Source organism: Antribacter sp. NEAU-D49, assembly GCF_057158775.1.
In genome coordinates this window covers 48556-72835 of the sequence record NZ_JBXTSN010000028.1, presented here as the reverse complement: position 1 = coordinate 72835, position 24280 = coordinate 48556, and the positions used below count along the sequence as shown (strand labels likewise).

The following is a 24280-nucleotide window of genomic DNA, read 5'->3' as shown; positions in this document are numbered from 1 at the left end:
GGGTTGGGTCAGCGGGTGGTGCAGGTGGCGGTGGTGGGTGGGGTGCCGCTGCCGATGAAGCCTGCGGTGGTGCTGGCTCCGGCGCCGAGGTTGCCGTTCCAGGAGGCGTTGCTGAGCGTGGTGCCGCCGGAGAGGGTGGCGCTCCAGACCTGGGTGATGGTGGCTCCGGTGACGGTGGCGGACCAGCCGCTGATGGGGGAGGTGCCGGCCTTGATGGTGAGCTCGGCCTGGTAGCCGCCGCTCCAGGAGTTGACGACGCGGACGGTCGCCGCGCAGGTCCCGGCACCCGGGGTGGGCGTCGGCGTCGGCGTGGGAGTGGGCGTCGGGGTGGGGGTCGGCGTCGGAGTAGGAGTGGGGGTCGGCGTCGGCGTCGGCGTCGGGTTCGGGTTGCCGCCCGGCCCGGGGACGATGTCCCCGCCGCCGATGTTGATGTCCGAGCAGAAGAAGTACGCCTGGTCGGAGTGCGACGCCTGCCAGATCGTGAAGAGCACCGCACGACCGGAGCGGCCGGCGAGGTTCACGTCGGTGACGTACGGGTCCGCCGTCGGGTAGCTGCCTGTCTGCTTGACCAGGTCGAGGTTGCCCCAGCCGACCGCCTGTGTCGTCGGGTCGAAGCCCGGCTTGGTCACGTAGATGCGGAGGAAGTCGGCACCGTGGTCGGAGCCGTCCGTGAGCGTGAGCCGGAAGCTGGTGGGGACGCCCTTGGCGTACCAGTTGCCGGGGCGGTCCATGGCGTCGTACAGGCCGTTCTGCGTGTGCCCGCCGGAGCAGAGTGCTCCGCTCGGGATCCGTGACTCGAACTGGCCGCCGAGGCCGTTCTGGTAGAGGCCGTTCCAGTTCCACATCGCGCTCGGGCTGGTCTGCCAGGCGTTGTGGCACATCGGGTCGGCCGTGGCCATGGCCGGGTCGAGGTGGTTGGCGCTCCAGCGCTCGTAGCAGCCGTAGGTGCGCGACGGCGGGTCGGTGACCGACCCGTGCGCCGCGGCCGGGGGCGCGGTGGCCGCCTGGAGCGCCACCACCCCCAGGGACAGGATCATCGCGAGGGCGGCCAGCACGACCACGGCCCTCGCGCGGACGGATTTCACGACGAGCATGAGTTCCTCCTTGAGCTCGATGGAGGCACTACCGTGCGGGTCCGGGACCCGGCCGGGCCAGGGTGCGAAACCTTTAGCACGGCGACGGCCCGGCGCCCGGCCCCCTCAGGGCCGCGGGTCCCGGCGCGTCCACGGTTTCTCGTCGCGGCGCGCTCCCAGCCCCGCCGCGCACCGACGGCAGACGCTCGTCACCCGGTCGGCGTAGCCGCCGGTGGCGGGCTGCACGTCGGCCCAGGTGATGTGCGGGAACCGGCGCAGCCCTTCGCGCGACAGCGCGAGGCCACAGAGCGTCTGGTTGGTGCCGGGAAGCCAGGCATGGACGTCGCCCGCCGGCGCCCGGACGTGGTCATCGGGATCGGTCCACTCCTCCGGGGCGGCGACCGAGGCGTTCCTGACCCGCTTCGACATGGGCTGCTCCTCCAGGTCGGGGGCATGCATCGTCGCACGGTTCGCCACCCTCCACTCGACGGAGGCGTCCCATTTGCCCCTATACAGAATGGTTTGACCCCTGTAGCGTCGTGAATGCCCGTTACTTGTCAAACATTGGGGTTCGACATGCGGATGCTCGGTAGGCGCGCGCGAGTGCAGGGGGTCGCCCTGGCGGCGGCAGTGGCGATGGTGGCGTGCGGTTCGGCGGGCCCTGCGTGGGCCGACCGGCCTGCGGAGGGCGACACGCTCGCTCAGAAGGAGCTCCGGGCCGCCACGCAGGAACAGGCGGCTTTCAGCGACGTGGTGCAGGAGCTGTTCACGACGATGCCGGAACGGCTCGTCGACTTCTCGTGGCAGGGCGACCGCGGTGTCGTCGTCGTCACCGCGGCCGGAGCCGAGGCCGTGCGCGAGAAGGTCGCCGCAGCCGACGTCGAGATCGCGGTCGAGACGGCGGACACGGAGGCCGTGCCCTACCAGGAGAGGTCCTCGGTCGAGCTCGCGACCCTGCGGACGCTCCGGTCGGCCGGGGTCGACCTCGTCGCAGCACGGTACGTCCCCTCGACGGACAGCGTCGCCGTCACCGTCTGGACCGACGACAAGGCCGGCGACGCGACCGTCGTCCGGCAGGCCCTGGCCGGGACGGGCCTCACGACCGCTGCGAGCCCGGCGACCAGCGTGGAGTACCGGTCCGCGGCCGACGCGCCCCGCGAGGAGAACACGCAGGGCGGCGAGGTCTACGGCGGATGCACCGGAGGGTTCGTCGGCAACCGGAGCGGCGCCTACGGCATCATCACGTCGGCGCACTGCACCACCAAGCCGGCCACGTACGACGGCGACACGACGGGGTCCACCTATGTGGCCTCGAACAGCCGGGACGTGCGCTTCACGGCGCTGACCGGCGGCGTGGCGGAGAACCGGTTCCGCTACGACTTCGGGTCGTACCGGGTGATCACCGCGACCGGCATCGTCAGCTCCGGCTCGCTGCTCTTCAAGTTCGGCAAGACGACGGGCTACGGCAGCTCGACGGTCGAGTCCTACCAGGGGTGCGTGACCTTCTCCTCGGGGAACGTCTGGTGCAACCTCTACTACACGGAGACCAAGGTGACCGAGGGCGGCGACTCGGGCGGGCCCTGGTTCGTGGCCAACACCGGGTACGCCTTCACGACCGGCAGCAACTCCGGCGGCACCTACATCACGCCCATCGCGTGGGTCAGCTCGATCTCGGGCGGCGTCACCGTCAAGACGAGCTAGGGGTCGCCGAGCCCGCCGCCGGCAGGGTCGTGGTCACGGCGTACGCCGGGGGAGCCGAGGCTGAGCCTGCCCCGGTGAGAGGACCGCTCGCCGGGGCAGGCTCGCCGTCGGCGCTCAGGCGCGGAAGGTGCGGCGGTAGGTGTCCGGTGCGACGCCGACCGTGCGGCGGAAGTGGCGGCGCAGCGTCGCGCCCGTACCCATCCCTGCCGCGGAGGCGATGACGTCGATGCCGTCGTCGGTGGTCTCCAGCAGCTCCTGCGCGCGCCCGATGCGCTGCAGGAGCAGCCACCGCAGCGGTGTGGTGCCGGTGACCGCCTGGAAGTGGCGGGCCAGGTGGCGCGAGCTCATGCTCGCACGGCGAGCGAGGTCCTCGACGGTGAGCGGCTGGTCGAGCCGCTGCATCACCCACGGGAGCAGCTCGGCCAGGGCATGGCCGTCCCGGGCGGGCACCGGCGTCGCGACGTACTGCGACTGGCCGCCGGCCCGGTGCGGCGGGGCCACCAGGCGGCGCGCGACCACGTTCGCGATCGTGGGCCCGTGGTCCTGGCGGACCAGGTGCAGGGACAGGTCCATCGCCGCGGCCTTGCCGGCGGACGTCAGGACGGTGCCCTCGTCGACGTACAGCACGTCGGCGTCGACGGTGACCCGCGGATAGCGTGCCGCCAGCTCCTCGGCGTGAGCCCAGTGGGTGGTCGCCCGCCGCTCGTCCAGCAGGCCCGCGGCCGCCAGCACGAACGCGCCCGTGCACAGAGACGCGACCCGTGCGCCGGCGTCGTGGGCGGCGCGCACCGCCTCGACCAGGTCGGCCGGAGGCGCCTCGTCGACGTCGACCACGGCGGGGACGATCACGGTGCCGGCCTGCGCCAGCCGGTCGAGCCCGCAGTCCGGCTCGACGAGGAGGTGCCCGGCCCGGACGGCCTGCGCGCCGCACACCGTGACGTCGTACCAAGGACCCGGGACGGCGTCGGGCGGGGAACCGAAGACCTCGTACGCCATCGCGAGCTCGAAGTGCAGCATCCCGTCGGTGACGGCGATCGCGACGGAGCGACGGGCGCTGGACATGTCCGAAAGTGTACGGGGCATGTCGTTCCAGACACTGGGCAGCAGCGAGGCGCGCAGCGAGGATCGTGGCCATGAGGACGTCGTCGAGCACGGGAGCGGTCATGGCAACGGAGCGGGAGGTGGCGGTGTTCGGGGCCTCCGGGCACACCGGGCGGTTCGTGGTGGCGGAGCTGCGCGAGCGGGGATACGTCCCGCGGCTCGTGGGGCGCGACGCCGGCAGGCTCGCCGCCGTGGCGGGGTCCCTGCCCGGGGTCGACGCGCGGACCGCGTCGGTCGACGACCCGGGTTCGCTCGACCGCGCGCTCGCCGGCGCGGCCGCCGTGGTGAACTGCGCGGGGCCCTTCGCGACGACCGCCGCACCTGTGGTCGCCGCGGCGCTGCGCGCCCGTATCCCGTACGTCGACGTCGCTGCCGAGATCGAGGCGAACGTCGACACGTTCGCGCACTTCTCGGAGAGGGCGGCCGACGCCGGGGTCGCGGTGGTCCCCGCCATGGCGTTCTTCGGCGGGCTCGGTGACCTGCTGGTGACGGCAGCGATGGGAGACCGGTCCACGGCGGACGAGGTGCACGTCGCCTACGGGCTCAGCAGCTGGCACCCGACCGCGGGCACCCTGGCAGCGGGAGCGGTGTCGGGCGAACGCCGGGGAGGCCGCCGGGTGCGCTTCACGGGCGGACGGCTCGAGTACCACGACGACCACCTGCCCACCCTGGAGTGGACGTTCCCGTCCCCGCTCGGCCGCCAGAAGGTGATCGGGGAGTTCACGATGGCCGACGTCGTCACCATCCCCAGCCACCTCGACGTCCCCGAGGTGCGCACCTACATGACGGCGACGGCGGCCGCCGACCTGGCCGCCCCTGGCGCCCCGGCACCGACCGCCGTCGACGCGAGCGGCCGGTCCGCGCAGACCTTCGTGGTCGACGTCGTCGTGCGGACCGGTGCCGAGGAGCGCCGCATCGCGGCCTCCGGGCGCGACATCTACGCGATCAGCGCGCCGCTCGCGGTCGAGGCCGTCGACCGCCTCCTCACCGGCCGGAGCCGGGCCACCGGCGTGGTGTCGGCGGGGGCAGCCTTCGACGCCCCCGACGTGCTGCGCGCGCTGTCGGCGCACCTCGCGGTACGCCAGCCGCTCGGCACGCGCGGCTGACCCCGCCGGGTTCCGGCCAGGGGAGCCGGTCGCCGTGGCGGGCCCGCCGGCGCCGGCCTAACCCCGGGGGCGCAGGTCCAGGCGGCGGAGCAGCTGCGCGTTGAGGGCGACGACGACGGTCGAGGCGGACATGAGGACCGCGCCGACCGACATGGGCAGGACGAAGCCGGCCGGCGCCAGGATGCCGGCGGCGAGAGGTACGGAGACCAGGTTGTAGCCGGCGGCCCACCACAGGTTCTGCTGCATCTTGCGATAGCCGGCGCGGGAGAGCTCGATCACCGACAGGACGGACCGGGGGTCGTCGCTGGCCAGGATGACCCCGGCGGACGCGATGGCGACGTCCGTACCGGCGCCGATCGCGACGCCGACGTCGGCCTGAGCCAGGGCGGGGGCGTCGTTCACGCCGTCGCCCACCATGGCCACGGTGCGGCCCTCGTCCTGCAGCCGGCGGACCGTGGCGGCCTTGTCCTGGGGTCGCACGCCCGCGAAGTGCCGGTCGATGCCCAGCCGCGCAGCGACCGAGGCGGCGACCTCCTCGGCGTCGCCGGTGATCATGACGACCTGGACGCCGCGCTCGTGGAGCGCGGAGACGGCGTCCCGCGACTGGGGACGCACCTCGTCGGCCAGGCGCAGCGCCCCCGCCACCCGGCTGTCGGCCAGGACGTGCAGCACGATCGAACCGTCCTGCCGCCAGTCCTCGGCCACCGTGAGCTCTCGCGAGGAGCGCTCCCGGAGGAGGGCGGGACCCCCGACCTCCACGACCTGACCGGAGACGGTCGCCCGCACGCCGACCGCGGGCGAGGACGCGAAGTCCTGCGCCGGGTCCAGGGTGATGCCCCGCTGGGCGGCGGCCCGGACGACCGCCCGGGCCAGCGGGTGCTCGGAGTCCTGCTCGGCGGACGCCGCCAGGCGCAGCACCTCGTCCGTGGTGAGCCCCTCCGCCGGCTCGACGGCTGTCACGACGGGCTCGCCCTTGGTCAGGGTGCCGGTCTTGTCGAACAGCACGGTGTCGACGGAGCGCATGGTCTCGAGGGCCAGCCGGTCCTTGACGAGCACGCCGCCTCGGGCGGCGCGCTCGGTCGCGATCGACACGACCAGCGGGATCGCCAGGCCGAGCGCGTGGGGGCACGCGATGACCAGGACGGTCACGGTCCGGACCACCGCGTCGTCAGGCAGCCCGGCTGCGCTCCACACCACCGCGGTGACGGCCGCCGCGCCCAGGGCGAACCAGAACAGCCAGCCGGCCGCCCGGTCGGCGAGCCGCTGGGCGCGGGACGACGAGGCCTGGGCGTCCGCGACCAGCCGCTGGATCCCCGCGAGCGCGGTGTCGGGGCCGACGGCCGTGACCCGCACGCGCAGGCCGGAGTCGGTGGCGACGGTGCCGGCGACGACGGGGTCGCCCTCGGCCCGCTGCACGGGCCGCGACTCCCCGGTGATCATCGACTCGTCCATGCTGGCTGCTCCGGCGACGACCTGGCCGTCGGCGGGCACCCGGCCGCCCGGCCGTACAACCACCACGTCGCCGGTGCGCAGGGCCGAAGGCGCCACCCTCACCAGCGTGTCGCCCTCGACCCTCTCCGCCTCGTCGGGCAGGAGGGCGGCGAGCGAGTCCAGCGCCGAGGTGGTCTGGGCGAGGGACCGCATCTCGATCCAGTGCCCCAGCAGCATGATGACGATGAGGAGAGCGAGCTCCCACCAGAAGTCGAGCTGGTGGTCGAGCACGCCCAGGCTCGCGCCCCACGACGCGCCGAACGCGACGGTGATGGCCAGCCCGATCAGGAGCATCATGCCTGGCTTGCGTGCCCGGACCTCGGAGACGGCGCCGGTCAGGAACGGGCGCCCGCCCCAGACGTACATGAGCGTGCCGAGCAGGGGCGACACCCACGCCAGGCCGGGCAGGGCGGGCAGCTCGTAGCCCAGGACCATGGCGAACATCGGCGAAGCGAGCACCACGGGCACCGCCAGGACGAGCATGATCCAGAACAGCCGCCGGAACTGGGCGACGTGGTCCCCGTGCCCGCCGTGCCCGCCGTGCCCGGGGTGGTCGTGTCCGTCCCCGGGCCCCTGGGTGCCGTGGTCGTGGGTGCTGTGGTCGTGCTCGGCGGTTCCCGCGTGGGTGGTGCCGGCCGGGTGGGAACCGGCGTGGTCGTGCGTCATGTCCGCTCTCCTCGTCGCGTGCGTCATCCGTCTCCTCCGTCGAACGGGAATACCCCCGTGGGGTATTCCCGTGGCCCGGCACCACTTCTCTCGCATCGTCGGGCCCGCCCGCCGCAGCCGGCGTTCGCCTGACCGAAATGTGTTGCTTCGATCATTAGTTGTTTACGGCAACGTCATGACGTGGGGGGATGCTCGCCAAGGACGGTCGCAGCGAGCGGCCGCCGCGACGCGAGAGGCGGCTCATGGGTGCTCCTGAGGTTTCCGGTTCCACCGCGTACGAGCGGTATCTGCGGACCGACACCTTGCTCTCGCTCCAGCGGGACGCCGAAGGGCTGGTCGACCCGGACGAGATGGTCTTTCTCGTCGTCCAGCAGTCGTCGGAGCTGTGGCTGAAGCTGGCTGCGCACGACCTGCAGCGGGCGCTCACCGCCTCCAGCGAGGGTGCTCTCGCCGGAGCGGTTCGCCTCGTCGGCCGGTCCCGTTCCCACGTGAGCGATCTGACCCGGCAGCTGGACTCCCTGGACCACATCTCGCCGTGGGGCTACCAGCTCATCCGCACGCAGCTGGAGAACGGCTCGGGCTTCTCGTCCCCCGGGTGGCGGAGCGTGCGCGAGCTCGCCTACCGGCTGGGCGAGGAGCTCGACCGCCACCTGCTCGCAGCCGACGTCGCGCTCCGGGACGTGTACCTGCGCCCGCACGAGCTCGAGGTGCTCTACCAGCTCGCCGAGGCGCTCGTGGACCTCGACACCGAGTGCATGCTCTGGCGGCTGCGCCATCTCAAGGTGGTCGAACGGCTCGTCGGGGTCGACGCCATCGGGGTGGCCGGGACCCCGATCCGGGTCCTGACGAGGCTGACGGGGCAGCGGCTGTATCCGCAGCTGTGGCAGGTGCGGTCGGAGCTCACCGAGCACGCCGACCGCACGCTGGCTGACGTCATGGCCGTACCCGCGAACGAGGCTCGATGAGCCGCCCGGCCGAGGACCCCACGGACTGGGACGCCCTGCTCCGCGCGGCCGGCCCCCACCTGGCGGCGCTCCTGGACACGCAGCGCGCCCCGCAGGACCGGCCGGTGTCCGTGGACGACGGGTCGTCCTACGACCGCAGCCGGCACCCGGGCGTGTTGCCCGACGACGGTGCCCCGCTGTCCGACATCCTGTCCGGAGTGCTGGGCAGGGTCCTCGACAGCGGCTACTGCAACGGCGCTCATCCCCAGTTCTTCGGCTACTTCCACCCACGGCCGCTGCCCGTCGCGGTGCTCGGCGACGCGATCTCCTCGCTGCTCAACCAGACGCCCGCGGCCTGGCGCATGGGACCGGCGGCGACTGCCATGGAGATCGAGACCCTGGCGTGGGCCGCCGACTTCATCGGGTACCCGGCGGCGGACGAGTCGGCGTCGCCGCGGGGCATCTTCACCTCCGGCGGGAGCCTCGCCAACCTGTCGGCCCTGAAGCTGGCCCGCGACCGAGCGTTCGGTCCGCAGGTGCGCGCGCAGGGAACCTCGGCGACCAGCCGGGGGACCGTGTACGCGTCCGCCGAGTCGCACTACTCGATCGCCCGCGCGCTCGACGTCCTCGGGATGGGCCGCGAGGCGATGCGGACCATCCCCACCGACACCGTCGGGCGGATGCGCGTCGACGCGCTCCGGTCGCAGGTCGCCCAGGACGTACGAGCCGGGTTGCGCCCGGTCGCCGTCGTCGGCCTCGCCGGGGGGACGGCCACCGGCGCGGTCGACCCGCTGGCAGACCTGGCGAAGGTCGCTGCCGCGCACGACGCCTGGTTCCACGTCGACGGGGCCGCCGCCGCGGTCTTCGCCGACCTGCCCGAGTCCCGGGCGGCGTTCGACGGGCTCGCCGCGGCGGACTCCGTGACCCTGGACCCGCACAAGTGGATGTTCGTCTCGTACGGGCTCGGCTGCCTGCTCGTCCGCGACCCGGGGGCGTTGCGCAGCAGCTTCGCGGACGGGGCGCACTACTGGAACCACGACGAGCGGGAGGACTTCGTCTTCCTGGGACCGGAGGGCGCGCGGTCCTGGCGCTCACTGGGTCTCTGGCTGGCGATGCGTCAGCTCGGCCGCAGCGGCTACGCTCGCCTGCTCTCCCAGAACCTGGCGGTGGCCCGGCACCTGGCGGCCCGCGTCCGGGCCACGGACGGGCTGGAGCTGCTGACCGAACCGCTGGTCCCGATCTGCTGCTTCCGGGTGGTGCCCGACGACGGGGGCGACGGCGCCGCGCTCACCGAGGCCGTGCACCAGGCGGTGCTCCGGACCGGCGCGCACTACGTGACCGTGTGCCGGCCGAACGGTGGCACGTACCTGCGGGTGGCCGTCAACAACTACACGACGCGCGAGGAGCACGTGGACGCTCTGCTCGACGAGGTGGTGCGCGCTCGCGCGAGGCTCTGAGTGGGCTCCGGACGTAATGTCTCGTCCATGAACATCGTTCTGATCCCCGGTTTCTGGCTGACGGCGTCCGCCTGGGACGACGTCGTGCCGGTGCTCGAGAGTGCTGGGCACACGGTGCGCGCGCTGACCCTGCCCGGCATGGAGTCCGCCGACGCCGACCGGTCCGGCGTGTACCTGGCCGACCATGTCGCGGCGGTCGTCGCCGCTGTCGACGAGGCGCCAGGGGAGGTGGTCCTCGTGGGCCACTCCGCCGGGGGTGGTCTCGCGTACGCGGCGGCGGACCGCCGCCCCGACCGGGTGCGGCGGGTCGTCTACGTGGACAGCGGCCCGTTCGCGGAGGGTCAGGCCGTCGGTGCCGAGCTACCCGACGACGTCGTCGACCACCAGCTGCCGGCCTGGGACGCGATCGATGCCGAGTCGCTCACGGACCTCACCGACGAGCTTCGCGAGCGGTTCCGCTCCGCGGCCGTGCCGCAGCCCGGCGGCACGGTGCGCGAGCCGCACACGTTCACGGGCCTGGCGCGTCGCTCGGTGCCGACCACCGTGATCGCCTGTGTGTACTCGGGTGAGCAGCTGCGAGGGCTGATGGAGGTGGACCACCCGTTCGTCGCCGAGCTCAGGACGCTGCCCGACTACGAGATCGTGGACCTGCCGACGGGCCACTGGCCCATGTTCACCAGGCCGGCGGAGCTGGGCCGGGCGATCGTGGCGGCGGTGCGCTGACGGCGGACTCGTCGGGCCGCCCGGCGGCGGACGAGGGTTGACACGGTCGCCACCGCGCCCCGAAGATGATCGAACTGGGAGCGCTTCCAGAACCTTCCAGTTCGTGCATCTTCGGAGCGAGCACGCAACGACGCGTTCGCAGAGACCTTGGGAGATTCCCCGCATGACACCACCCACCTCCCGGCGCCGGCTCGTGCTCGCGCTGGCGGCCTGCGCCCTCGGCGCGACCCTGCTCAACGGCGGTGCCGCCACGGCGAGCAACGACGTCCTCGCCCCCGGGACCGAGATCTTCAACGACTCCCAGAGCTCGACGAAGGAGGCGGCCCAGGCGCTGCGCGGCCAGGCGAGGCAGGACGCGCTCCTGCTCAGCAAGGTCCCCAGCTCCACCTGGTTCACGGCCGGCAGCCCCGCCGAGGTGCAGGCTGACGTGCACAAGCTCGTCAAGCGCACGGGCGAGAAGGTGCCCGTGCTGGTCGCGTACAACATCCCGTTCCGCGACTGCGCGCTGTACTCGGCCGGTGGCGCCCAGAGCGTCGAGGAGTACAAGGCCTGGATCGACGGGTTCGCCGCCGGGATCGGGGACGAGGAGGCCGTCGTGATCGTCGAGCCGGACGGGCTCGGCGTCATCCCCTGGTACACGACGCTGGACGGGCAGCTCGAGTCGTGCCGGCCCGCGGAGTACGACCCGGCCACCACGGGCCGGGACGCCACCGCGGAGCGCTTCGAGATGCTCAACTACGCGGTCGACCGCCTGACGCAGCAGCCGAACGCCGTCGTCTACCTCGACGGCACCAACCCCGCCTGGCTGAACGTCGGCGAGCTCTCCGACCGCCTCGTCAAGGCGGGCGTCCAGCGGGCCGACGGCTTCTTCCTGAACGTGTCGAACTACCTGTTCACCGAGAACAACGTCGCGTTCGGCACCTGGGTCTCCCAGTGCATCGCCTACGCGACGCAGGTCGTGCCCGGGGACTTCTCGAACTGTGGCAACCAGTACTGGAACGGCGGCCCGGCGAACGGCTGGACCGGCCAGGCGCTGTCCCACCAGGGCCTTTGGAGCCCGACCGCCGAGGACCCGGCCCTGAACACGGCGGGCATCGAGTCGCGCTACGACCTCGCCCTCGGCGACGTCGAGCCCACCATGCACTTCGTGATCGACACCAGCCGCAACGGCCGCGGCCCCTGGGCGGCGCCGGCCGGGGTCTACCCCGACGCCGAGACGTGGTGCAACCCGCCGGACCGCGGCCTGGGCCAGCGCCCGACGACGGACACCGGCAACGACCTCGTCGACGCCCTGCTGTGGATCAAGATCCCGGGCGAGTCGGACGGCGAGTGCTTCCGCGGCCTCGGAGGTCCCGAGGACCCCGAGCGCGGCATGGTCAACCCGCCCGCCGGTTCCTGGTTCACCGACCAGGCGCGCGAGCTGATCGAGTACGCGCAGCCTCCCCTGACCGCCCCCTGACGCGGGGGTCCACCACCAGTACCGATGGAGGTACACATGCGATCAACGACGACGCACCACCGCACCGCACCCCGCCTGCTCCTGGCCCTGGCCCTCGTGGCAGGCCTCGCCGCGACGCCGGCCCTGACGCCCCCGGCCGAGGCCGCGATCGGCGGGAGCTTCACCGACAACTTCGACGGGCACAACGGAGGGCGCTGGCACAAGGCCGACGGTTGGAGCAACGGCGGCATGTTCAACGCCGGCTGGCGCGCCGACCACGTGTGGCACAACGGCGGGGTCATGGGCCTCAACCTGGACAACGCGTCGTGCCCGGGCGGCTGCTCCGGCAAGCCCTACGCCTCGGGCGAGTACCGCACCAACGACCTGTACTCCTACGGGCGGTTCGAGGTCCGCATGAAGGCTGCCTCCGGGTCGGGGATCGTGAGCTCGTTCTTCACGTACACCGGTCCGAGCGACGGCCAGCCGTGGGACGAGATCGACGTCGAGATCCTCGGCAAGAACACCTGGCAGATGCAGACCAACTACTTCACCAACGGGGTCGGGGGGCACGAGACCACCATCAACCTCGGCTTCGACGCCGCGGCCGGCTACCACAACTACGCCATCGAGTGGTGGCGCGGCGGCACGATCAACTGGTTCGTCGACGGCCGCCTCGTGCACCAGGAGAACGGCTCCCGCGGACCGCTGCCGACGCGTCCGCAGCGCATCATGCTGAACCTGTGGCCGGGCACCGGCGTCGACAGCTGGCTGGGGCCGTTCCGCTACTCCGGTCAGAAGACCGCCACCTACGACTGGGTGCGGTACACGCAGTACTGAGCACCGCCCGGCGGGAGGGTCAGCCCCTCCCGCCGGGTGCCGAGCCGCGCACGACCAGGTGGGTCGGCAGGATGATCGGGGTGGGGGACTCGCCGCCGATCAGCCGGACCAGCATCGTCGCCATCTCCTGACCGAGACCGCGGATCGGCTGGCTCACCGTGGTGAGCGCCGGCTCGGTGTGGCGTGCGATCTCCAGGTCGTCGAAGCCGACCACGGCGACGTCCTCCGGGACGCGGCGGCCCGCCGCCTTCAGGGTGCGGAGGGCGCCGGCCGCCATGTTGTCGGAGGCGGCGAAGACGCCGTCGAGATCGGGGTGCGCGTCGAGAAGCCGCGCCATCGCCTGGGCGCCCCCCTCGAAGCTGAAGTCGGCGTGCTCGACCCGGTCGGCGGGCAGCCCTCCCACGGCCATGGCGTCCGCGAACCCCTGGTACCGGGCGACGGAGGCCTGGAGGTCCATCGGGCCGGTGATGGTGGCGATGCGCCGCCGCCCGGAGGCCAGCAGGTGGTCGCAGGCGAGGCGGGCGCCGCCCTTGTTGTCCACGTCGACATACCAGCGGGCCTCGCCGTCGAGTGGCCGGCCGCCGAGCACGACGGGCAGGTCGGTCGCGGCCACGACCCGGTTCAGGGGGTCGTCCCCGTGCAGGGCCAGCAGCATCACGCCGTCGGACCGCCGCGACCGCAGCAGCCGCCCGAGCCGGGCCTGACCCCGCTCCGACGACGCCAGGATGAGCGTCAGGTCGAGCTCCGACCGGTCCAGCGCCTCGGCCACGCCGACGAGCACCTGCGAGAAGAACGGGTCGCCGAAGAGCGCCGGGTCGTCGTTCGAGACCGCGAGGACGACCGACCCGCCCGTGCTCGTCGCCAGGGCGCGAGCCGTCGCGTTCGGGACGTAGCCGAGCTCCTTGGCCGCCCGGGCGACCGCCTCACGTTTCGCGGGGCTCACGTTGCGGACGTTGTTCATCGCCCGGGACGCCACGGACCGTGAGACGCCAGCCCGCTGGGCGACCTCCTCGAGCGTCGGCGCCTTGGGCGCGCGGCCCGCGTCCTCTCCCGGCGAGGTGTCGCGAAGGCGGTCCGCGGGACCGGCCGTCGTGGGGTGTGACATGCGGTCCAGCCTATGGCTCGCTGGCCCAGGCGCCGTCGTCGCCCCGGACGAGGCGTGCCTGCCGCAGACCGAAGGGGGGCGGCGTGACCCCGCGCCGCGCGTCCCAGACCTCCAGGGCGTACGGGACGCAGCGCACGACGACGTAGTCCTCGGAGTCGGGCCCGTCCGGCCAGAACGCCCGCCAGACGGGCATGAACCACCGGCGTCGAGCGTCGTGGTCCGTCACGATCTCGGCCCGGCAGTGCGCGGTGACACACGCGCCGTCCCCCTGGTCCAGGTAGGCGAGGGTCACGGTCCCGGTGCGTGCGATCTCGAGGGCCTTGCGGCTGCTGGGCGAGGTCCCGAGGTGGACGGTCAGGTCGGCCCGGGGGCGGAACGGCTGGACGGCCCGCGCGGCGGGTCCGTCGGGCGTCTCGGTGATGCACAGGCAGTACCGCGTGCGGGTCATCACCGCCCGGGCCGCAGCGAGCCAGTGCCCGACGTCGTCGCGGTGCTTCCGGACGCCGCGGGCACGCACCGCGGCTCCTGTGCGTTCGAGGACGGCACGCAGGACTCGACCCATGGTCGCAGCGTATCGAGGCTGGTCGGGTGCGGCGTCAGCGCGGGTCAAGCGATACGAGGCGACGGCCTCGCTGGGTCCCGGTGCCGCCGCTGGCCGGTGCGGTCGAGGAAGTCGGTGAGGAGCGGAGCGATCCGGTGGAGCTGGTCCTCCAGGGCGAAGTGGCCTGACTCGAACAGGTGCACCTCCGCCTCGGGCAGGTCGGCTCGGTAGGCGACGGCGCCGGGCTCGGGGAAGAACGGGTCGTACCGGCCCCAGACGATGAGAGTGGGCGGCCGGTGCTCCCGCAGCCAGGCCTGCCACTGCGGGTACAGCTCGAGGTTGGACCGGTAGTCGAAGGCCAGCGCCGTCTGGGCGTCGCCCCGGCCGGGCAGGTCGAGGAAGTGCTGGTCCAGCGTCCAGCCGTCGGGCGGGACGAGAGTCGGGTCCGTGGTGCCGCCCTCGTACTGCGCGCGGGTGGCCTCGAGGGTGAACAGGCTCCGGACCGTGGCTTCCGCGCCGGAGGTCTCGGGGCGCAGTGCGATGAAGTCGCGGGCGGTGGGGGACAGGCCCGACTCGTAGGCGTTGGCGTTCTGGATCACCAGCGCCGTGATCCGGTCCGGGTGGCGCTGCGCGAGCCGGAAACCGACGGGACCACCGAAGTCGAACAGGTACATGGCGAACCGGTCGAGGCCCAGGTGCAGCACGAGGCTCTCGACCACGTCGGCCAGGCGGTCGAAGGTGAACTCGAAGCCCGCGGGGGTCTCCGTGTGCCCGAACCCCGGGTAGTCGGGGGCGACGACGCGGTAGCGGCTGCCGACGGCGTCGATCAGACGGCGGAACTGGTGCGACGCCGAGGGGAACCCGTGCAGGAGGAGCAGGACGGGAGCGTCGGGTCCCGAGTTGGTCTCGCGGTAGAAGACGCGGGTGTCGTCGAGGTCGACGTACCGGTGGTGCACCTGCGGGATGGTGGTCATTCGCGTGCCTCTCTGCCGGGGTGGTCCGTGAGTGGCACGCTAGCGCGAGACTAATGAACATGACAAGGATAAACGTTAGGCCGGCAGTGCTGCCGGGTCCGCGAGCAGGACGTTGCTCCCCGTCTGGGCGGCAGAGGGGAACAACGTCCTGGTGGCGGGCGGCGGGGGCCTTGCTGGAAACAGCGAGGCCCGGAATCCTCAGGATTCCGGGCCTCCAGAAAGCTCCCGCGGTAGGACTTGAACCTACGACCGTCCGATTAACAGTCGGATGCTCTGCCAGCTGAGCTACGCGGGAAGGTGTCCACCCGTCCGGTTCCCGGTCGAGCGGCCGGAAGAAACTCTAGCAGGTTCAGGCGGGTAGTCCGGACGCGTCGCGGACCCGTGCTTCAGCGGCGTCGATCACACGGGCGACGGCCGGGTCGTCGAGGTCCACGCCCGGCCCGGCGACGGCCTGGGAGAACAGCTCGCCCCCCACGGTGCGCCGCACGGCGACCCGCGCGCTGCGCCCGCCGGTGAGCGCCACGGGCTCGGCGTGCACCACCGACCACTGCACGCGTTCCCGCACCACCTGCGGCAGCGAGGTGCGCTGGTCCTCGACGAGCGCGAGCTGGAGCGGGGGAGCGCTGTCCACCCACTTGACGGTCAGCACCGACGCCTCGGCGTCGAACGCGGCCCGGTCCACGTCGCACCAGGCGCGGTGGACGACGACGTCCCGTTCGGCCTCTTCACCCGGCACACCTGCGGCGACGACCACCAGGGCGGCTCGCGTGGCGACGGCCCAGAGCCCGTCGGTCGTCTCGGCCTGGGCGAGCGGGGCGTCGGTGCCTGCCGAACGGAGGGTGCGTCGGACGGCGTCGGGCAGGCGGGTACGGGCGAACCACGGCATGCCGTCACCGTACCCCGGACCGCGCGGGAACCCGGGTCGAACCGACCGCGAGCGGGCCTGTGTCCCCGGCCGGCGTCGTAGGCTCTCGCCGTGCGAGCAGTGATCTTCGACGCCATCGGTGCAACCCCCGAGGTGCGCGACGTCCCCGAGCCCGTCGCGCCCGACGGCGGCGTCGTCGTCCAGGTCGCCGCGACCGGGCTGTGCCGCAGCGACTGGCACGGCTGGGCGGGCCACGACGAGATCACCCTGCCGCACGTGCCCGGCCACGAGCTCGCCGGCGTGGTCGCCGAGATCGGTGCGGGCGTCACGAGGTGGTCCGTGGGCGACCGGGTGACCGTGCCGTTCGTCTGCGGCTGCGGCCGCTGCGAGTGGTGCGCCCGGGGCGACGCCCAGGTGTGCCCCGACCAGCATCAGCCCGGCTTCACGCACTGGGGCTCGTTCGCCGAGCGGGTCGTGCTGCACGCGGCGGACGCGAACCTCGTCGCCATCCCCGGCTCGGTGAGCTTCGAGGCCGCAGCCGCCCTGGGCTGCCGCTTCGCCACGGCCTACCGGGGGCTCGTCGGCCGTGCGCGGGTGTCCGCGGGGGAGTGGGCGGCCGTCGTCGGCGCCGGCGGCGTGGGCCTCAGCGCCGTGATGATCAGCGTCGCGCTCGGAGCCCGCGTCGTCGCCGTCGACCGCAATCCCGGGGCGCTCGCGGTCGCGTCGTCGCTGGGTGCCGAGGCGGTCGTCGTCGCCGACGGGCGCACGGACGTGGCGGCTGCCGTCCACGAGCTGACGGGCGGCGCCCACGTCGCCGTCGACGCCGTCGGCAGCGAGCAGACCTGCGCCGATGCGATCCTCAGCCTGCGCCGGCGCGGCCGCCACGTCCAGATCGGGCTCCTGCCGCCCGTCGGCGGGCACCCGCGGGTGCCGATGGCCCGCGTCATCGGCTGGGAGCTCGACGTGCTCGGCAGCCACGGCATGGCCGCCGCCGACTACCCGGGGATGCTCGCGCTCGTCGAGCAGGGCCGGCTGCGGCCGCAGGACCTCGTGGAGCGCGTCATCGGGCTGGAGGAGGCCGCCGCGCTGCTGCCGACGTTCGACAGCGCGCCGGTCGCGGGCATGACGATGATCCGCCCGGGGGCGTGACCGGCCTTCACCTGCCGTACCGCGCCACCAGCTCCGCGCCGAGCAGCGCCAGCTCGGCGCGCACCTCGGCCGGCTCGACCACCTCGACGGTGTCGCCCCAGCCGGCCAGCCGCTCGGCGATCGACCGGTGGAGGTGCGCCGCGACCCGCACCCGCACGCGCCCGTCGTCGGCCGGCCCCTCGACCCGGCAGTGCTGCCCGAACTGGCGGCGCAGCACGTGGAGCACGTCCTCGCCCGCGAGGACGGTCGCGCTGACCACGGCCCGGCGCTCCTCCGTCCGGGCGACCACCTCCCGCCAGACCTCCTCCAGGTCGAGGTCGTCCGGGCGGTGGGCCGGCTCGTCGGTGACCTCCGCCGCGACGACCCGGTCCACACGGAAGGTCCGCCGTCCGCCCTCCGTCCCGGCCACGAGGTACCAGACCCCGCCCTTGTCGGCGAGCCCCCAGGGGTCCACGAGCCGGCGGGTCTCGTCGCCGGTCCGGCCGACGTAGGTCAGCCGGACCCGACGTCGCCGCACCACCGCGTCCTCCAGGGCGTCGGCGTGGGGCGGCCGCTGCTCACGGCCCTCCGCCCCCCACGCGGCCGGGTCGACGACGACGGCGTCCGCCGCGGCCTCGGCGTCGGCCCGGAACGGACCGGGGAGGGCGCGGACGAGCTTGCGGAGCGCGGACCGGACCGCCGGCGTGCCCGACCGCCCGGCGAGGAGGAAGAGCGCCCGCGCCTCCGCCGACGTGAGGCCGGAGAGGTCGGTACGTGCGCCGCCCACCAGCGACCACCCGCCGCCGCGTCCGGCCTGCGGGTACACGGGCACGCCCGCGGCGGCGAGGGCCTCGAGGTCGCGGCGGGCGGTCGCCACCGAGACCTCCAGGTCGGCGGCCAGCTCCGCCGCGGTGACCCGGCCGCGGGACTGCATCAGCAGGAGGGTGGCGATGAGCCGGTCGGCGCGCATGACGAAAGTCTGTCAGGGAAAGTGCTCAGAAGATGAGCACTTTGAGCGAGAGGGTGGAGTCATCGCCCGGCAACCGGCCGGGCGGACGAACCGAGGGAGACCACCATGCTGCGCGGACTGACGACCGTCTCGATCTTCGCCGACGACCTGTCGGCGGCCAAGGCCTGGTACACCGAGCTGCTGGGCGTGGAGCCCTACTTCGAGGTGCCGGACGCGTACTACGAGTTCCGGGTCGGCGACTACCAGCACGAGCTGGGGATCATCGACCGGCGGCACGCCCCGGCCGGCCTGGGCGGCCCGCAGGGGCAGGTGGTCTACTGGCACGTCGACGACCTGGAGGCGACCGTCCGGCAGCTGCGCGAGCTCGGCGCCACGATCGTCGAGGACGTGCGCGACCGCGGGCACGGCTTCGTCACCGCGACGCTCGCCGACCCGTTCGGCAACCTGCTGGGGGTCATGACGAACCCGCACTACCTGGAGGTGCTGGAGCGCCGGGGCGCGGGCACGGACTGAGGGTGCGCGGGCGGCCTCGGCCGGAGGCCGCGAGGACGGCGACGTGATCGGCAGTTCGGTGCGTGATCGGCAGTTCGAACTGCCTATCACGCACCGAACTGCCGATCACACGGGCCGGGCCGGGGCCGGGCAGGCCGGGTCCGGGCCGCGGGACGCGCGGGTCAGCCCTGCGCGTCCGCCACCGCGAGCCAGCTCAGGGCGGGCGACTCCGTGCCGCCGTTGCTCGCCACCATGTAGGTGACCACGGCCGCCTCGGGCAGCGTGAACGTCCCCGAGACCACGGCGGACTGCCCGCTGCTCCCGTTCGGGAAGGCCACGGAGCCCACGGGCACCGTGGTGACGGAACCGTCGGTCGCGGTCCAGGAGACCGCCGTGGCCATGCGCCGCGACCGCCCTGAGCCCGGGTTCCACCACTCGGTGTGCCCGGACGACACGGTGTACGTGCCGGCGGGCAGCGTGAGCCGGTACTGGAGCGGCGTTCCCGTCCCGGACGTGTACCAGCCGGTCTCGCGCAGCTTGTCGTAGGGGTTCAGGTTGAGCAGCCCCTTGGCGCTGTACGACGCCGCGCGGCCCCAGCCCCGCTCCGCCGACCACGCGGCGTCCGCCTCGCCGTTGAGCAGCGCGCGGCCCTGGGCGGACGCCCAGGCGCTCACCGCCGGGTACGCGACGGCGTTCGGCGCGGCCGGGGCGTTCGCGTCGACGAAGTAGCGGAGCCCGGCGGGCACCACCTCCACGTGCACGGAGACCCGCAGCGACGGGTCCTTCACGAACGTCCCGTCGACACGGACGAGGGAGTACGGGGTACCGAACGCGCCCTCGGGCACGAACCACGAGACCTCGGCGTCGATCGTCGCCCCGGTGGCCGACACGGCCCGGACGGTCCGGGGCAGGTCAGGAGCCTGCCCGACGGCGGTCGCCGCCCGGGCCGGCGCCTCCACCACGGTGACCGGACGCTCGGCCGGGTCGGCCTGCCGCACCTTGGCGCCGCCCGTCAGCGCGTCGACGCCGTCGAGCGTGTACGTCCCGCTGACCACCCGCACGGTCACGCTGTGCGCACGCTGCTGCAGGCCGCGCAGCCAGTACGACGTCTGTCGGGTGCCCGTGGTGCCCACCTGCTCGGTCCGGGGCGCGCCGCCGTCGATCCGCACCTCGAGGGTCGCGGCGCCGGTGGCCCCGAACAGGTTCAGCCCTGTGCCGGTGAAGTCGATCTTCACCGACTGCCCGGCCCGCAGCACGTGCTGGGTCCGGTTGAAGTGCGCGAAGCCCGCCTGCGCGAACGTGAACCCGTCCGGGTAGGACAGGCGCGGGTCGGAGTCGTCGATCTTCTCCGACGACCACGCGTAGCCCTTGACCGGGGTGACGGCGAGGTTGTCGTACCGGGTGTTGTAGAAGCCGCTCACCAGGGCGATCCGCCCCGCCAGCACCGGATCGGCCGACGGGTCGACGTGCTGCACGAGCCGCGTCCCGTCGAGCGTCGCCGTGATGACGTTCTCGCGAGCCTCGACCGCCAGCGTGTGCCACGCGGCGCCGTCGAACCCGGCCACCGTGCCCGACGCGACCACGACGTCGAGCCTGCGGAGCTGCCACCGGCCGTCCTCGTGCACGCGGACCGCATAGGTGGCCTGGTCGCCGCCCCGCGCGTACGTCTGGCGCACGCCCAGCCCGGCGAAGTTCTCCAGGCTCGCGTCGCGGTCCACCGGGTCGAGCTGGAAGTCCACCGTCGCCGTGTAGTCCGTCCAGCGGTGGTCACCCAGCACCGTCGACGGCGCCGCCGTCTGGAGCACGTCCTGCCGGCCGTTGCCCCACACGTTCCAGGTGAAGCCACGGTTCTGGCCGTGGATCTGCTGCTGCAGCACGTGGCGGTGCGCCGCGTCGTCCGACCCGACCACCTCGAACGCGCCGTCCTGGTCGGCCGTGTACCGCGGGGTGCCGCCCCGCCGCTCCAGGTACGTGAGCTCCCGCCCGTTGACGGTGGTCACCGGGTAGTCGTCGTACTCGAAGTTGTCCCGGTACGGCAGCTCGAGGATCGTGTCCTCGGCGTCGGGCGCGAAGTCTCCTGGCACGTACTCCGCCGTCGTGCCGTGCACGCCGTCCTCCAGCGTCGACAGCGTGACGATCGAGTACGCCGGGACCTTCACGCGGTACACCGTGTGCTCCACGCCGCCCACCGTCTCCGTGCGGACCGGCGCGTAGAAGCCCGTCTTCTGGAAGTAGTTCGCGTCGTACGCCTCCCCGGCGCCCGGGCCGCGCGTCTCCCACGCGTAGAGCGGACGGTCGGCGGCGCCCAGGTCGGCCACCTTCACCTCGAAGTACCGGTCCGTGCGCGTGTTGTTCGCGTGCACCTGCGACCACTGCGGATCGCCGTCGGCGCTCGCGGGCGTGCGCGCCGTCAGGACGGTGCGCGTGGAGGTGTCCACGTTGGTGCCGCCGTCGCCCTTGGTGCCGTCACCGCCCGTGGCGCCCTCGACGTACTCCCAGCCGTCCTCGACGAACTGGTGGAAGTGCCGCACGGCGACCAGGCCCACGTCGCCCTCCCAGTACCCCGACCACGGGTCGGACGCGCGCACCAGGTGCTTGGGGGAGTACTGCGTGCCCTCGTACATGGCGCTGACCGCGGGCTGGAACAGGAACGTCGTCATGTGCGCCGGGTCGCTGCCCGCGCCGCTCCAGCGGTAGGCGTTGATGAACCGGTCGGCGATGTCGGCGGCGCCCACGGTGCCACCGATGCCGCCGCGGGCCGGGTCGGCCGCGACCCGGTACTGCGGGTCGATCATCGGCGCCACGCCCTCGGAGTACAGGATCTCCTTGCCGAACTCCTTGTTGAGCCGCGTGACGTTCGGGCCGCCGACGATGTCGTAGTGGTAGCCGAGGGCGTCCACCTGCTCGAGCGCGGCCGGGTCCGCGAGGATGCGGCCCGCGATCGCGTCGCCCTCCCGGTACGAGTCCAGGGCGACGATCTTGATCGTCGAGTAGTCGTAGCGGGCTCCGGGCGCGACGGCGTCACGCTCCAGCCACTGCGCGAACTGGACCGTCCAGGCCAGCTCGGACGCCTGGTAGGTGGCTCCGCGCACCTCGTTCTGCGACGGGCTCATCCAGTCGAACTCGACGCCGAACGTGTCGTACGCGGCGTCGATCGTCTCCTTGTACCACTGGTACCGCTTGACCGGGTCGTTCCCCGTCCACGACGGCTCGCCCCAGCGCAGCGCCTCGATCTCGATGTCGGGGTTGATCGACAGCGCGTCCGAGATGAAGTGGAACCCGGCCCCGCGCAGCACGTTCGCCGGCTCGTCGGCGCTCCGCTTCGTGGCCGGCTCCGCACCCGACGAGCTGTTGCTGTCGGCGCCCAGCTCCACCTTGATGTGCTTGAGGCCGGCGCCGGTCTCGGTGTCGAACAGCATGCGCATGATCGCCCAGTAGGCGTCCGGGTTCTCCTCCTTGTAGTCGAGGAGGAGGTTCGACGTGTTGTTGCACGAGACGGACCCGAAGCCGCCGAAGGTGTTGTAGGGAGTGCCGTCCGCGCGGCGCTCGACGTCGTCGCCGTCGACCACGAGCTCGCGCCAGGTGATCGACGGGTCGTCGAGGCGGAGCTCGGGGAGGGGGGTGGGGGTGGTCGTCGTGGCGGTGGTGGAGGTGGTGGAGGCGGTGGTGGAGGCCGGGGCGGAGGCGGCGGCCGGGGCGGGCGCGGCGCTCGCCGGCGCCATGAGGCCGCCGGCCGCGAGGGTGAGGACCGCGGCCGTGGCGGCGCCAGCGGCCGCGAGGCGGTGTGTACGTGGCATGGGAACTCTCCGTCGTCTTTGACTGGTCGTACGGAGAGAGCGGTGATCGATAGTGATCACTTATGACCGGATCAAGGCGGCCCGGAGGTGCTCTCTGGGCCTGAACGTACGGCGCGGTGTCTTGAAACGTCAATAATGTGATCGATAGTGATCAGTTGGGAGGGGCGGCGGCTGGCGCCGGCGCCGGCCCGGCCCTGGCGCTGCGGCCCTGCGCTGGCGCTGGCCCAGCCCTGGCGCTGCGGCCCCGGCGCCGGCCCCGCTCGATCGGTAGTTCGGTGGGGGGGGGGGCGGGGGGGGGGGCCCGGCCCCCCCCCCCCCCCCCCGCCCCGCCCCGCCCCCGGCTCTCGCGTTTGTTGGTGGGGGGCGCGCCCGTTACACGGCCCCCCCCCCCACCGAACTGCCGATCACCGCGCGATACCGGGGCCGGAGCGAGCAGGAGCCGCGCGCCTGCCCCGGTCACGCGCGCCAGGCTTACAGCCGCACGTCGGCCCAGACCAGCCGGTGGTCGCTGCTCGGGAACGGGTAGACGCCGGTCAGCCGGGAGAGCGGGTCGGCCGCCGTCGGCCAGAAGACGCCCGCGCCCACCGGGCGCAGGTCGCGTGACAGGAGCACGTAGTCCGCCCGGAGGTTGCCCGGGGCGGTGTCGGCGAAGTCCGCGGTGTCCAGTGCCGGGTCGCCCTCGTGCGTGAGGTTCGCGCCGCCCTGCAGAGCGGAGGCCTCGGACGCGCCGGCCGAGGTCGGCGAGGGGTCCACGATGCGGCGGTGGTCGAGGAGCTGGTCGATCGCCGCGTCCACCGAGTCGCCGTCCAGCGGGTCGGCGTTGTAGTCGCCCACGATCACGAACGACTCGCCCGCCTTGAGGCCGCCGCGGCGGCCGTCGTCGTCGTACACGTAGCGGCCCTTGCCCGGCGTCACGTAGTCGGCCCAGAACCGGATCTCGTCATGGTTGCGGAGCCCGTTGCGGTCCTCGGCCCCGTCGAACGTGGGCGGGGTCGGGTGCGCGGCGAGCACGTGCACCGTCTCCCGGCCCACGCGGACCGGGACGTCCCAGTGCGACTTCGACGAGAGCGGCAGCACGGCCAGCTCCTCCGCCGTGTACCAGTCGGCGGGCTCGGGCGTGGCCGGGTCGTCGGGGAGGAGGGCGCCCGGCATGTCCTTCCAGAGGAAGTTCTGGAAGGTCCGCACCCGCTCCTGCTGGATCGGGTACTTCGACAGCACGAGCATCCCGTACTGCCCCGGGAAGACGCCGAAGCCGAGCGCGTCGTCCCCGCCGCCGACCACTCCGTTGTTGTTGAGGTCGAAGCCGCTCGGGATGCCGGTGTTCGACGGCGCCACGAACGCGTACGGGTACTCGACCGCCTCGGCCGTGCCCTGCGGCACCTCGAGGTAGTTCTCGCGGAACAGGTCGGCGGCCGCGTACGGGTCGGCGTCGCCCGAGTAGTCGAACTCGTTGAGCAGCACCACGTCGGGGTCGGCGTGCTGGATCACCTCGGCGACCGTGGCGGCCTGGACGTCGTCGGGCGTCGACAGGTCGGCGACGAGCTCGCCCTCCACCGCGCGGTTCAGCGACAGGTTGTAGGTCGCGACGCGCAGCTCCTGGGGCGTGGGGCGGTGCTGGCCGACGGCGGCCTCGGCGCCCGGGTGCACCGGGGCGGCCTCGGTCGTGGCCGCGTGAGCGACACCACCGGTGCTCACCAGGGCGGCGGCGATCAGCGCGCCGGCGAGGCGCGAGGGGTTCGGGACGGGCATTGCTGCTCCTTCGTCGGGGCGGACTGTGCTGCCCGGCCACGGTAGGACCGCGGGCGCTCCGGCGGGTGAACACACGGTGAACTCACGTGCCGTACGGGTAAGGTCGGGAGCGACGGCTCGTC

At 73.2% G+C, this 24280-nt stretch carries 20 protein-coding genes and 1 tRNA gene; 9 read left to right on the top strand and 12 right to left on the bottom strand.

Annotated features, from left to right (window positions below; translation table 11 throughout):
- Window positions 1-8: 8 nt before the first annotated feature.
- Both AC060K_RS18770 and AC060K_RS18765 read right to left on the bottom strand, forming a co-directional pair.
- Entirely contained in the window at window positions 9-1094 is a 1086-nt protein-coding gene (locus AC060K_RS18770; protein ID WP_483766870.1) for a lytic polysaccharide monooxygenase, read from the bottom strand.
- 105 nt (window positions 1095-1199) lie between these two features.
- The gene (locus tag AC060K_RS18765) at window positions 1200-1532 is read right to left on the bottom strand and encodes a hypothetical protein (protein WP_483766869.1); all 333 of its coding nucleotides are present in this window, start codon (window positions 1530-1532) and stop codon (window positions 1200-1202) included.
- A 144-nt stretch (window positions 1533-1676) separates the two neighbouring features.
- Between AC060K_RS18765 and AC060K_RS18760 the strand changes: the two genes are divergently transcribed.
- A complete protein-coding gene (locus tag AC060K_RS18760; RefSeq protein WP_483766868.1) occupies window positions 1677-2774 on the top strand; it encodes a chymotrypsin family serine protease in 1098 nt (365 codons plus the stop codon).
- Window positions 2775-2888: 114 nt separating this feature from the next.
- Here the strand turns inward: AC060K_RS18760 and AC060K_RS18755 are convergent, their stop codons facing one another.
- Window positions 2889-3836, bottom strand: coding sequence for a helix-turn-helix domain-containing protein (locus AC060K_RS18755; protein ID WP_483766867.1), 948 nt, complete (start codon window positions 3834-3836; stop codon window positions 2889-2891).
- A gap of 71 nt (window positions 3837-3907) precedes the next feature.
- On the opposite strand from AC060K_RS18755, the gene AC060K_RS18750 reads away from it, so the two are divergent.
- Window positions 3908-4981, top strand: a complete 1074-nt coding sequence (locus AC060K_RS18750) for a saccharopine dehydrogenase NADP-binding domain-containing protein (RefSeq protein WP_483766866.1) — start codon at window positions 3908-3910, stop codon at window positions 4979-4981.
- A gap of 57 nt (window positions 4982-5038) precedes the next feature.
- On the opposite strand, the gene AC060K_RS18745 is transcribed toward AC060K_RS18750, so the two are convergent.
- Window positions 5039-7138 (bottom strand): heavy metal translocating P-type ATPase, encoded by a 2100-nt coding sequence (locus AC060K_RS18745; protein ID WP_483766865.1) that lies wholly within the window; start codon window positions 7136-7138, stop codon window positions 5039-5041.
- A 242-nt stretch (window positions 7139-7380) separates the two neighbouring features.
- On the opposite strand from AC060K_RS18745, the gene AC060K_RS18740 reads away from it, so the two are divergent.
- The 5 genes from AC060K_RS18740 to bglS all read left to right on the top strand — a co-directional run bounded on the left by AC060K_RS18740 (window position 7381) and on the right by bglS (window position 12537).
- Window positions 7381-8103 carry a tryptophan 2,3-dioxygenase family protein gene (locus tag AC060K_RS18740; RefSeq protein ID WP_483766864.1) on the top strand — a complete coding sequence of 241 codons (723 nt, stop codon included), beginning with the start codon at window positions 7381-7383 and terminating at the stop codon, window positions 8101-8103.
- Window positions 8100-9539 (top strand): pyridoxal phosphate-dependent decarboxylase family protein, encoded by a 1440-nt coding sequence (locus AC060K_RS18735; protein WP_483766863.1) that lies wholly within the window; start codon window positions 8100-8102, stop codon window positions 9537-9539. Before AC060K_RS18740 ends, AC060K_RS18735 begins: the two co-directional genes overlap by 4 nt.
- 27 nt (window positions 9540-9566) lie before the next feature.
- Window positions 9567-10262 carry an alpha/beta fold hydrolase gene (locus AC060K_RS18730; RefSeq protein WP_483766862.1) on the top strand — a complete coding sequence of 232 codons (696 nt, stop codon included), beginning with the start codon at window positions 9567-9569 and terminating at the stop codon, window positions 10260-10262.
- Window positions 10263-10425: 163 nt separating this feature from the next.
- Window positions 10426-11721, top strand: a complete 1296-nt coding sequence (locus AC060K_RS18725; protein ID WP_483766861.1) for a glycoside hydrolase family 6 protein — start codon at window positions 10426-10428, stop codon at window positions 11719-11721.
- Window positions 11722-11757: 36 nt separating this feature from the next.
- Complete coding sequence (bglS, locus tag AC060K_RS18720) at window positions 11758-12537, top strand: beta-glucanase (RefSeq protein ID WP_483766860.1); 780 nt, start codon at window positions 11758-11760, stop codon at window positions 12535-12537.
- A gap of 19 nt (window positions 12538-12556) precedes the next feature.
- On the opposite strand, the gene AC060K_RS18715 is transcribed toward bglS, so the two are convergent.
- From AC060K_RS18715 to AC060K_RS18695, 5 genes are all read right to left on the bottom strand, one after another.
- On the bottom strand, window positions 12557-13642 hold the full coding sequence (locus tag AC060K_RS18715) for a LacI family DNA-binding transcriptional regulator (protein WP_483766859.1): 1086 nt from the start codon (window positions 13640-13642) through the stop codon (window positions 12557-12559).
- A 10-nt stretch (window positions 13643-13652) separates the two neighbouring features.
- Window positions 13653-14204 carry a pyridoxamine 5'-phosphate oxidase family protein gene (locus AC060K_RS18710; protein ID WP_483766858.1) on the bottom strand — a complete coding sequence of 184 codons (552 nt, stop codon included), beginning with the start codon at window positions 14202-14204 and terminating at the stop codon, window positions 13653-13655.
- A gap of 44 nt (window positions 14205-14248) precedes the next feature.
- Window positions 14249-15157 (bottom strand): alpha/beta fold hydrolase, encoded by a 909-nt coding sequence (locus AC060K_RS18705; protein WP_483766857.1) that lies wholly within the window; start codon window positions 15155-15157, stop codon window positions 14249-14251.
- A 222-nt stretch (window positions 15158-15379) separates the two neighbouring features.
- Window positions 15380-15452, bottom strand: a tRNA-Asn gene (locus tag AC060K_RS18700).
- 54 nt (window positions 15453-15506) lie between these two features.
- Window positions 15507-16043 (bottom strand): hypothetical protein, encoded by a 537-nt coding sequence (locus AC060K_RS18695; protein WP_483766856.1) that lies wholly within the window; start codon window positions 16041-16043, stop codon window positions 15507-15509.
- Window positions 16044-16133: 90 nt separating this feature from the next.
- Between AC060K_RS18695 and AC060K_RS18690 the strand changes: the two genes are divergently transcribed.
- Entirely contained in the window at window positions 16134-17171 is a 1038-nt protein-coding gene (locus AC060K_RS18690; protein ID WP_483766855.1) for an alcohol dehydrogenase catalytic domain-containing protein, read from the top strand.
- Window positions 17172-17178: 7 nt separating this feature from the next.
- Here AC060K_RS18690 and AC060K_RS18685 read toward each other — a convergent pair whose 3' ends face one another.
- Window positions 17179-18120, bottom strand: a complete 942-nt coding sequence (locus AC060K_RS18685; RefSeq protein ID WP_483766854.1) for a helix-turn-helix transcriptional regulator — start codon at window positions 18118-18120, stop codon at window positions 17179-17181.
- 105 nt (window positions 18121-18225) lie between these two features.
- Here AC060K_RS18685 and AC060K_RS18680 point away from each other — a divergent pair, with 105 nt between their 5' ends.
- Window positions 18226-18633, top strand: coding sequence for a VOC family protein (locus AC060K_RS18680; RefSeq protein WP_483766853.1), 408 nt, complete (start codon window positions 18226-18228; stop codon window positions 18631-18633).
- 161 nt (window positions 18634-18794) lie between these two features.
- On the opposite strand, the gene AC060K_RS18675 is transcribed toward AC060K_RS18680, so the two are convergent.
- Window positions 18795-22409 carry a glycoside hydrolase family 30 protein gene (locus AC060K_RS18675; RefSeq protein WP_483766852.1) on the bottom strand — a complete coding sequence of 1205 codons (3615 nt, stop codon included), beginning with the start codon at window positions 22407-22409 and terminating at the stop codon, window positions 18795-18797.
- 471 nt (window positions 22410-22880) lie between these two features.
- Complete coding sequence (locus tag AC060K_RS18670) at window positions 22881-24158, bottom strand: endonuclease/exonuclease/phosphatase family protein (RefSeq protein WP_483766851.1); 1278 nt, start codon at window positions 24156-24158, stop codon at window positions 22881-22883.
- Window positions 24159-24280: the final 122 nt, after the last annotated feature.

Excerpts from the sequence above, each read along its gene's own strand:
- AC060K_RS18770 (WP_483766870.1), bottom strand. The coding sequence starts at position 1,094 with ATGCTCGTCGTGAAATCCGTCCGCGCGAGGGCCGTGGTCGTGCTGGCC.
- AC060K_RS18765 (WP_483766869.1), bottom strand. The coding sequence starts at position 1,532 with ATGCATGCCCCCGACCTGGAGGAGCAGCCCATGTCGAAGCGGGTCAGG.
- AC060K_RS18755 (WP_483766867.1), bottom strand. The coding sequence starts at position 3,836 with ATGTCCAGCGCCCGTCGCTCCGTCGCGATCGCCGTCACCGACGGGATG.
- AC060K_RS18750 (WP_483766866.1), top strand. The coding sequence starts at position 3,908 with ATGAGGACGTCGTCGAGCACGGGAGCGGTCATGGCAACGGAGCGGGAG.
- AC060K_RS18745 (WP_483766865.1), bottom strand. The coding sequence starts at position 7,138 with ATGACGCACGACCACGCCGGTTCCCACCCGGCCGGCACCACCCACGCG.
- AC060K_RS18740 (WP_483766864.1), top strand. The coding sequence starts at position 7,381 with ATGGGTGCTCCTGAGGTTTCCGGTTCCACCGCGTACGAGCGGTATCTG.
- AC060K_RS18735 (WP_483766863.1), top strand. The coding sequence starts at position 8,100 with ATGAGCCGCCCGGCCGAGGACCCCACGGACTGGGACGCCCTGCTCCGC.
- AC060K_RS18730 (WP_483766862.1), top strand. The coding sequence starts at position 9,567 with ATGAACATCGTTCTGATCCCCGGTTTCTGGCTGACGGCGTCCGCCTGG.
- AC060K_RS18725 (WP_483766861.1), top strand. The coding sequence starts at position 10,426 with ATGACACCACCCACCTCCCGGCGCCGGCTCGTGCTCGCGCTGGCGGCC.
- bglS (WP_483766860.1), top strand. The coding sequence starts at position 11,758 with ATGCGATCAACGACGACGCACCACCGCACCGCACCCCGCCTGCTCCTG.
- AC060K_RS18715 (WP_483766859.1), bottom strand. The coding sequence starts at position 13,642 with ATGTCACACCCCACGACGGCCGGTCCCGCGGACCGCCTTCGCGACACC.
- AC060K_RS18710 (WP_483766858.1), bottom strand. The coding sequence starts at position 14,204 with ATGGGTCGAGTCCTGCGTGCCGTCCTCGAACGCACAGGAGCCGCGGTG.
- AC060K_RS18705 (WP_483766857.1), bottom strand. The coding sequence starts at position 15,157 with ATGACCACCATCCCGCAGGTGCACCACCGGTACGTCGACCTCGACGAC.
- AC060K_RS18695 (WP_483766856.1), bottom strand. The coding sequence starts at position 16,043 with ATGCCGTGGTTCGCCCGTACCCGCCTGCCCGACGCCGTCCGACGCACC.
- AC060K_RS18685 (WP_483766854.1), bottom strand. The coding sequence starts at position 18,120 with ATGCGCGCCGACCGGCTCATCGCCACCCTCCTGCTGATGCAGTCCCGC.
- AC060K_RS18680 (WP_483766853.1), top strand. The coding sequence starts at position 18,226 with ATGCTGCGCGGACTGACGACCGTCTCGATCTTCGCCGACGACCTGTCG.
- AC060K_RS18675 (WP_483766852.1), bottom strand. The coding sequence starts at position 22,409 with ATGCCACGTACACACCGCCTCGCGGCCGCTGGCGCCGCCACGGCCGCG.
- AC060K_RS18670 (WP_483766851.1), bottom strand. The coding sequence starts at position 24,158 with ATGCCCGTCCCGAACCCCTCGCGCCTCGCCGGCGCGCTGATCGCCGCC.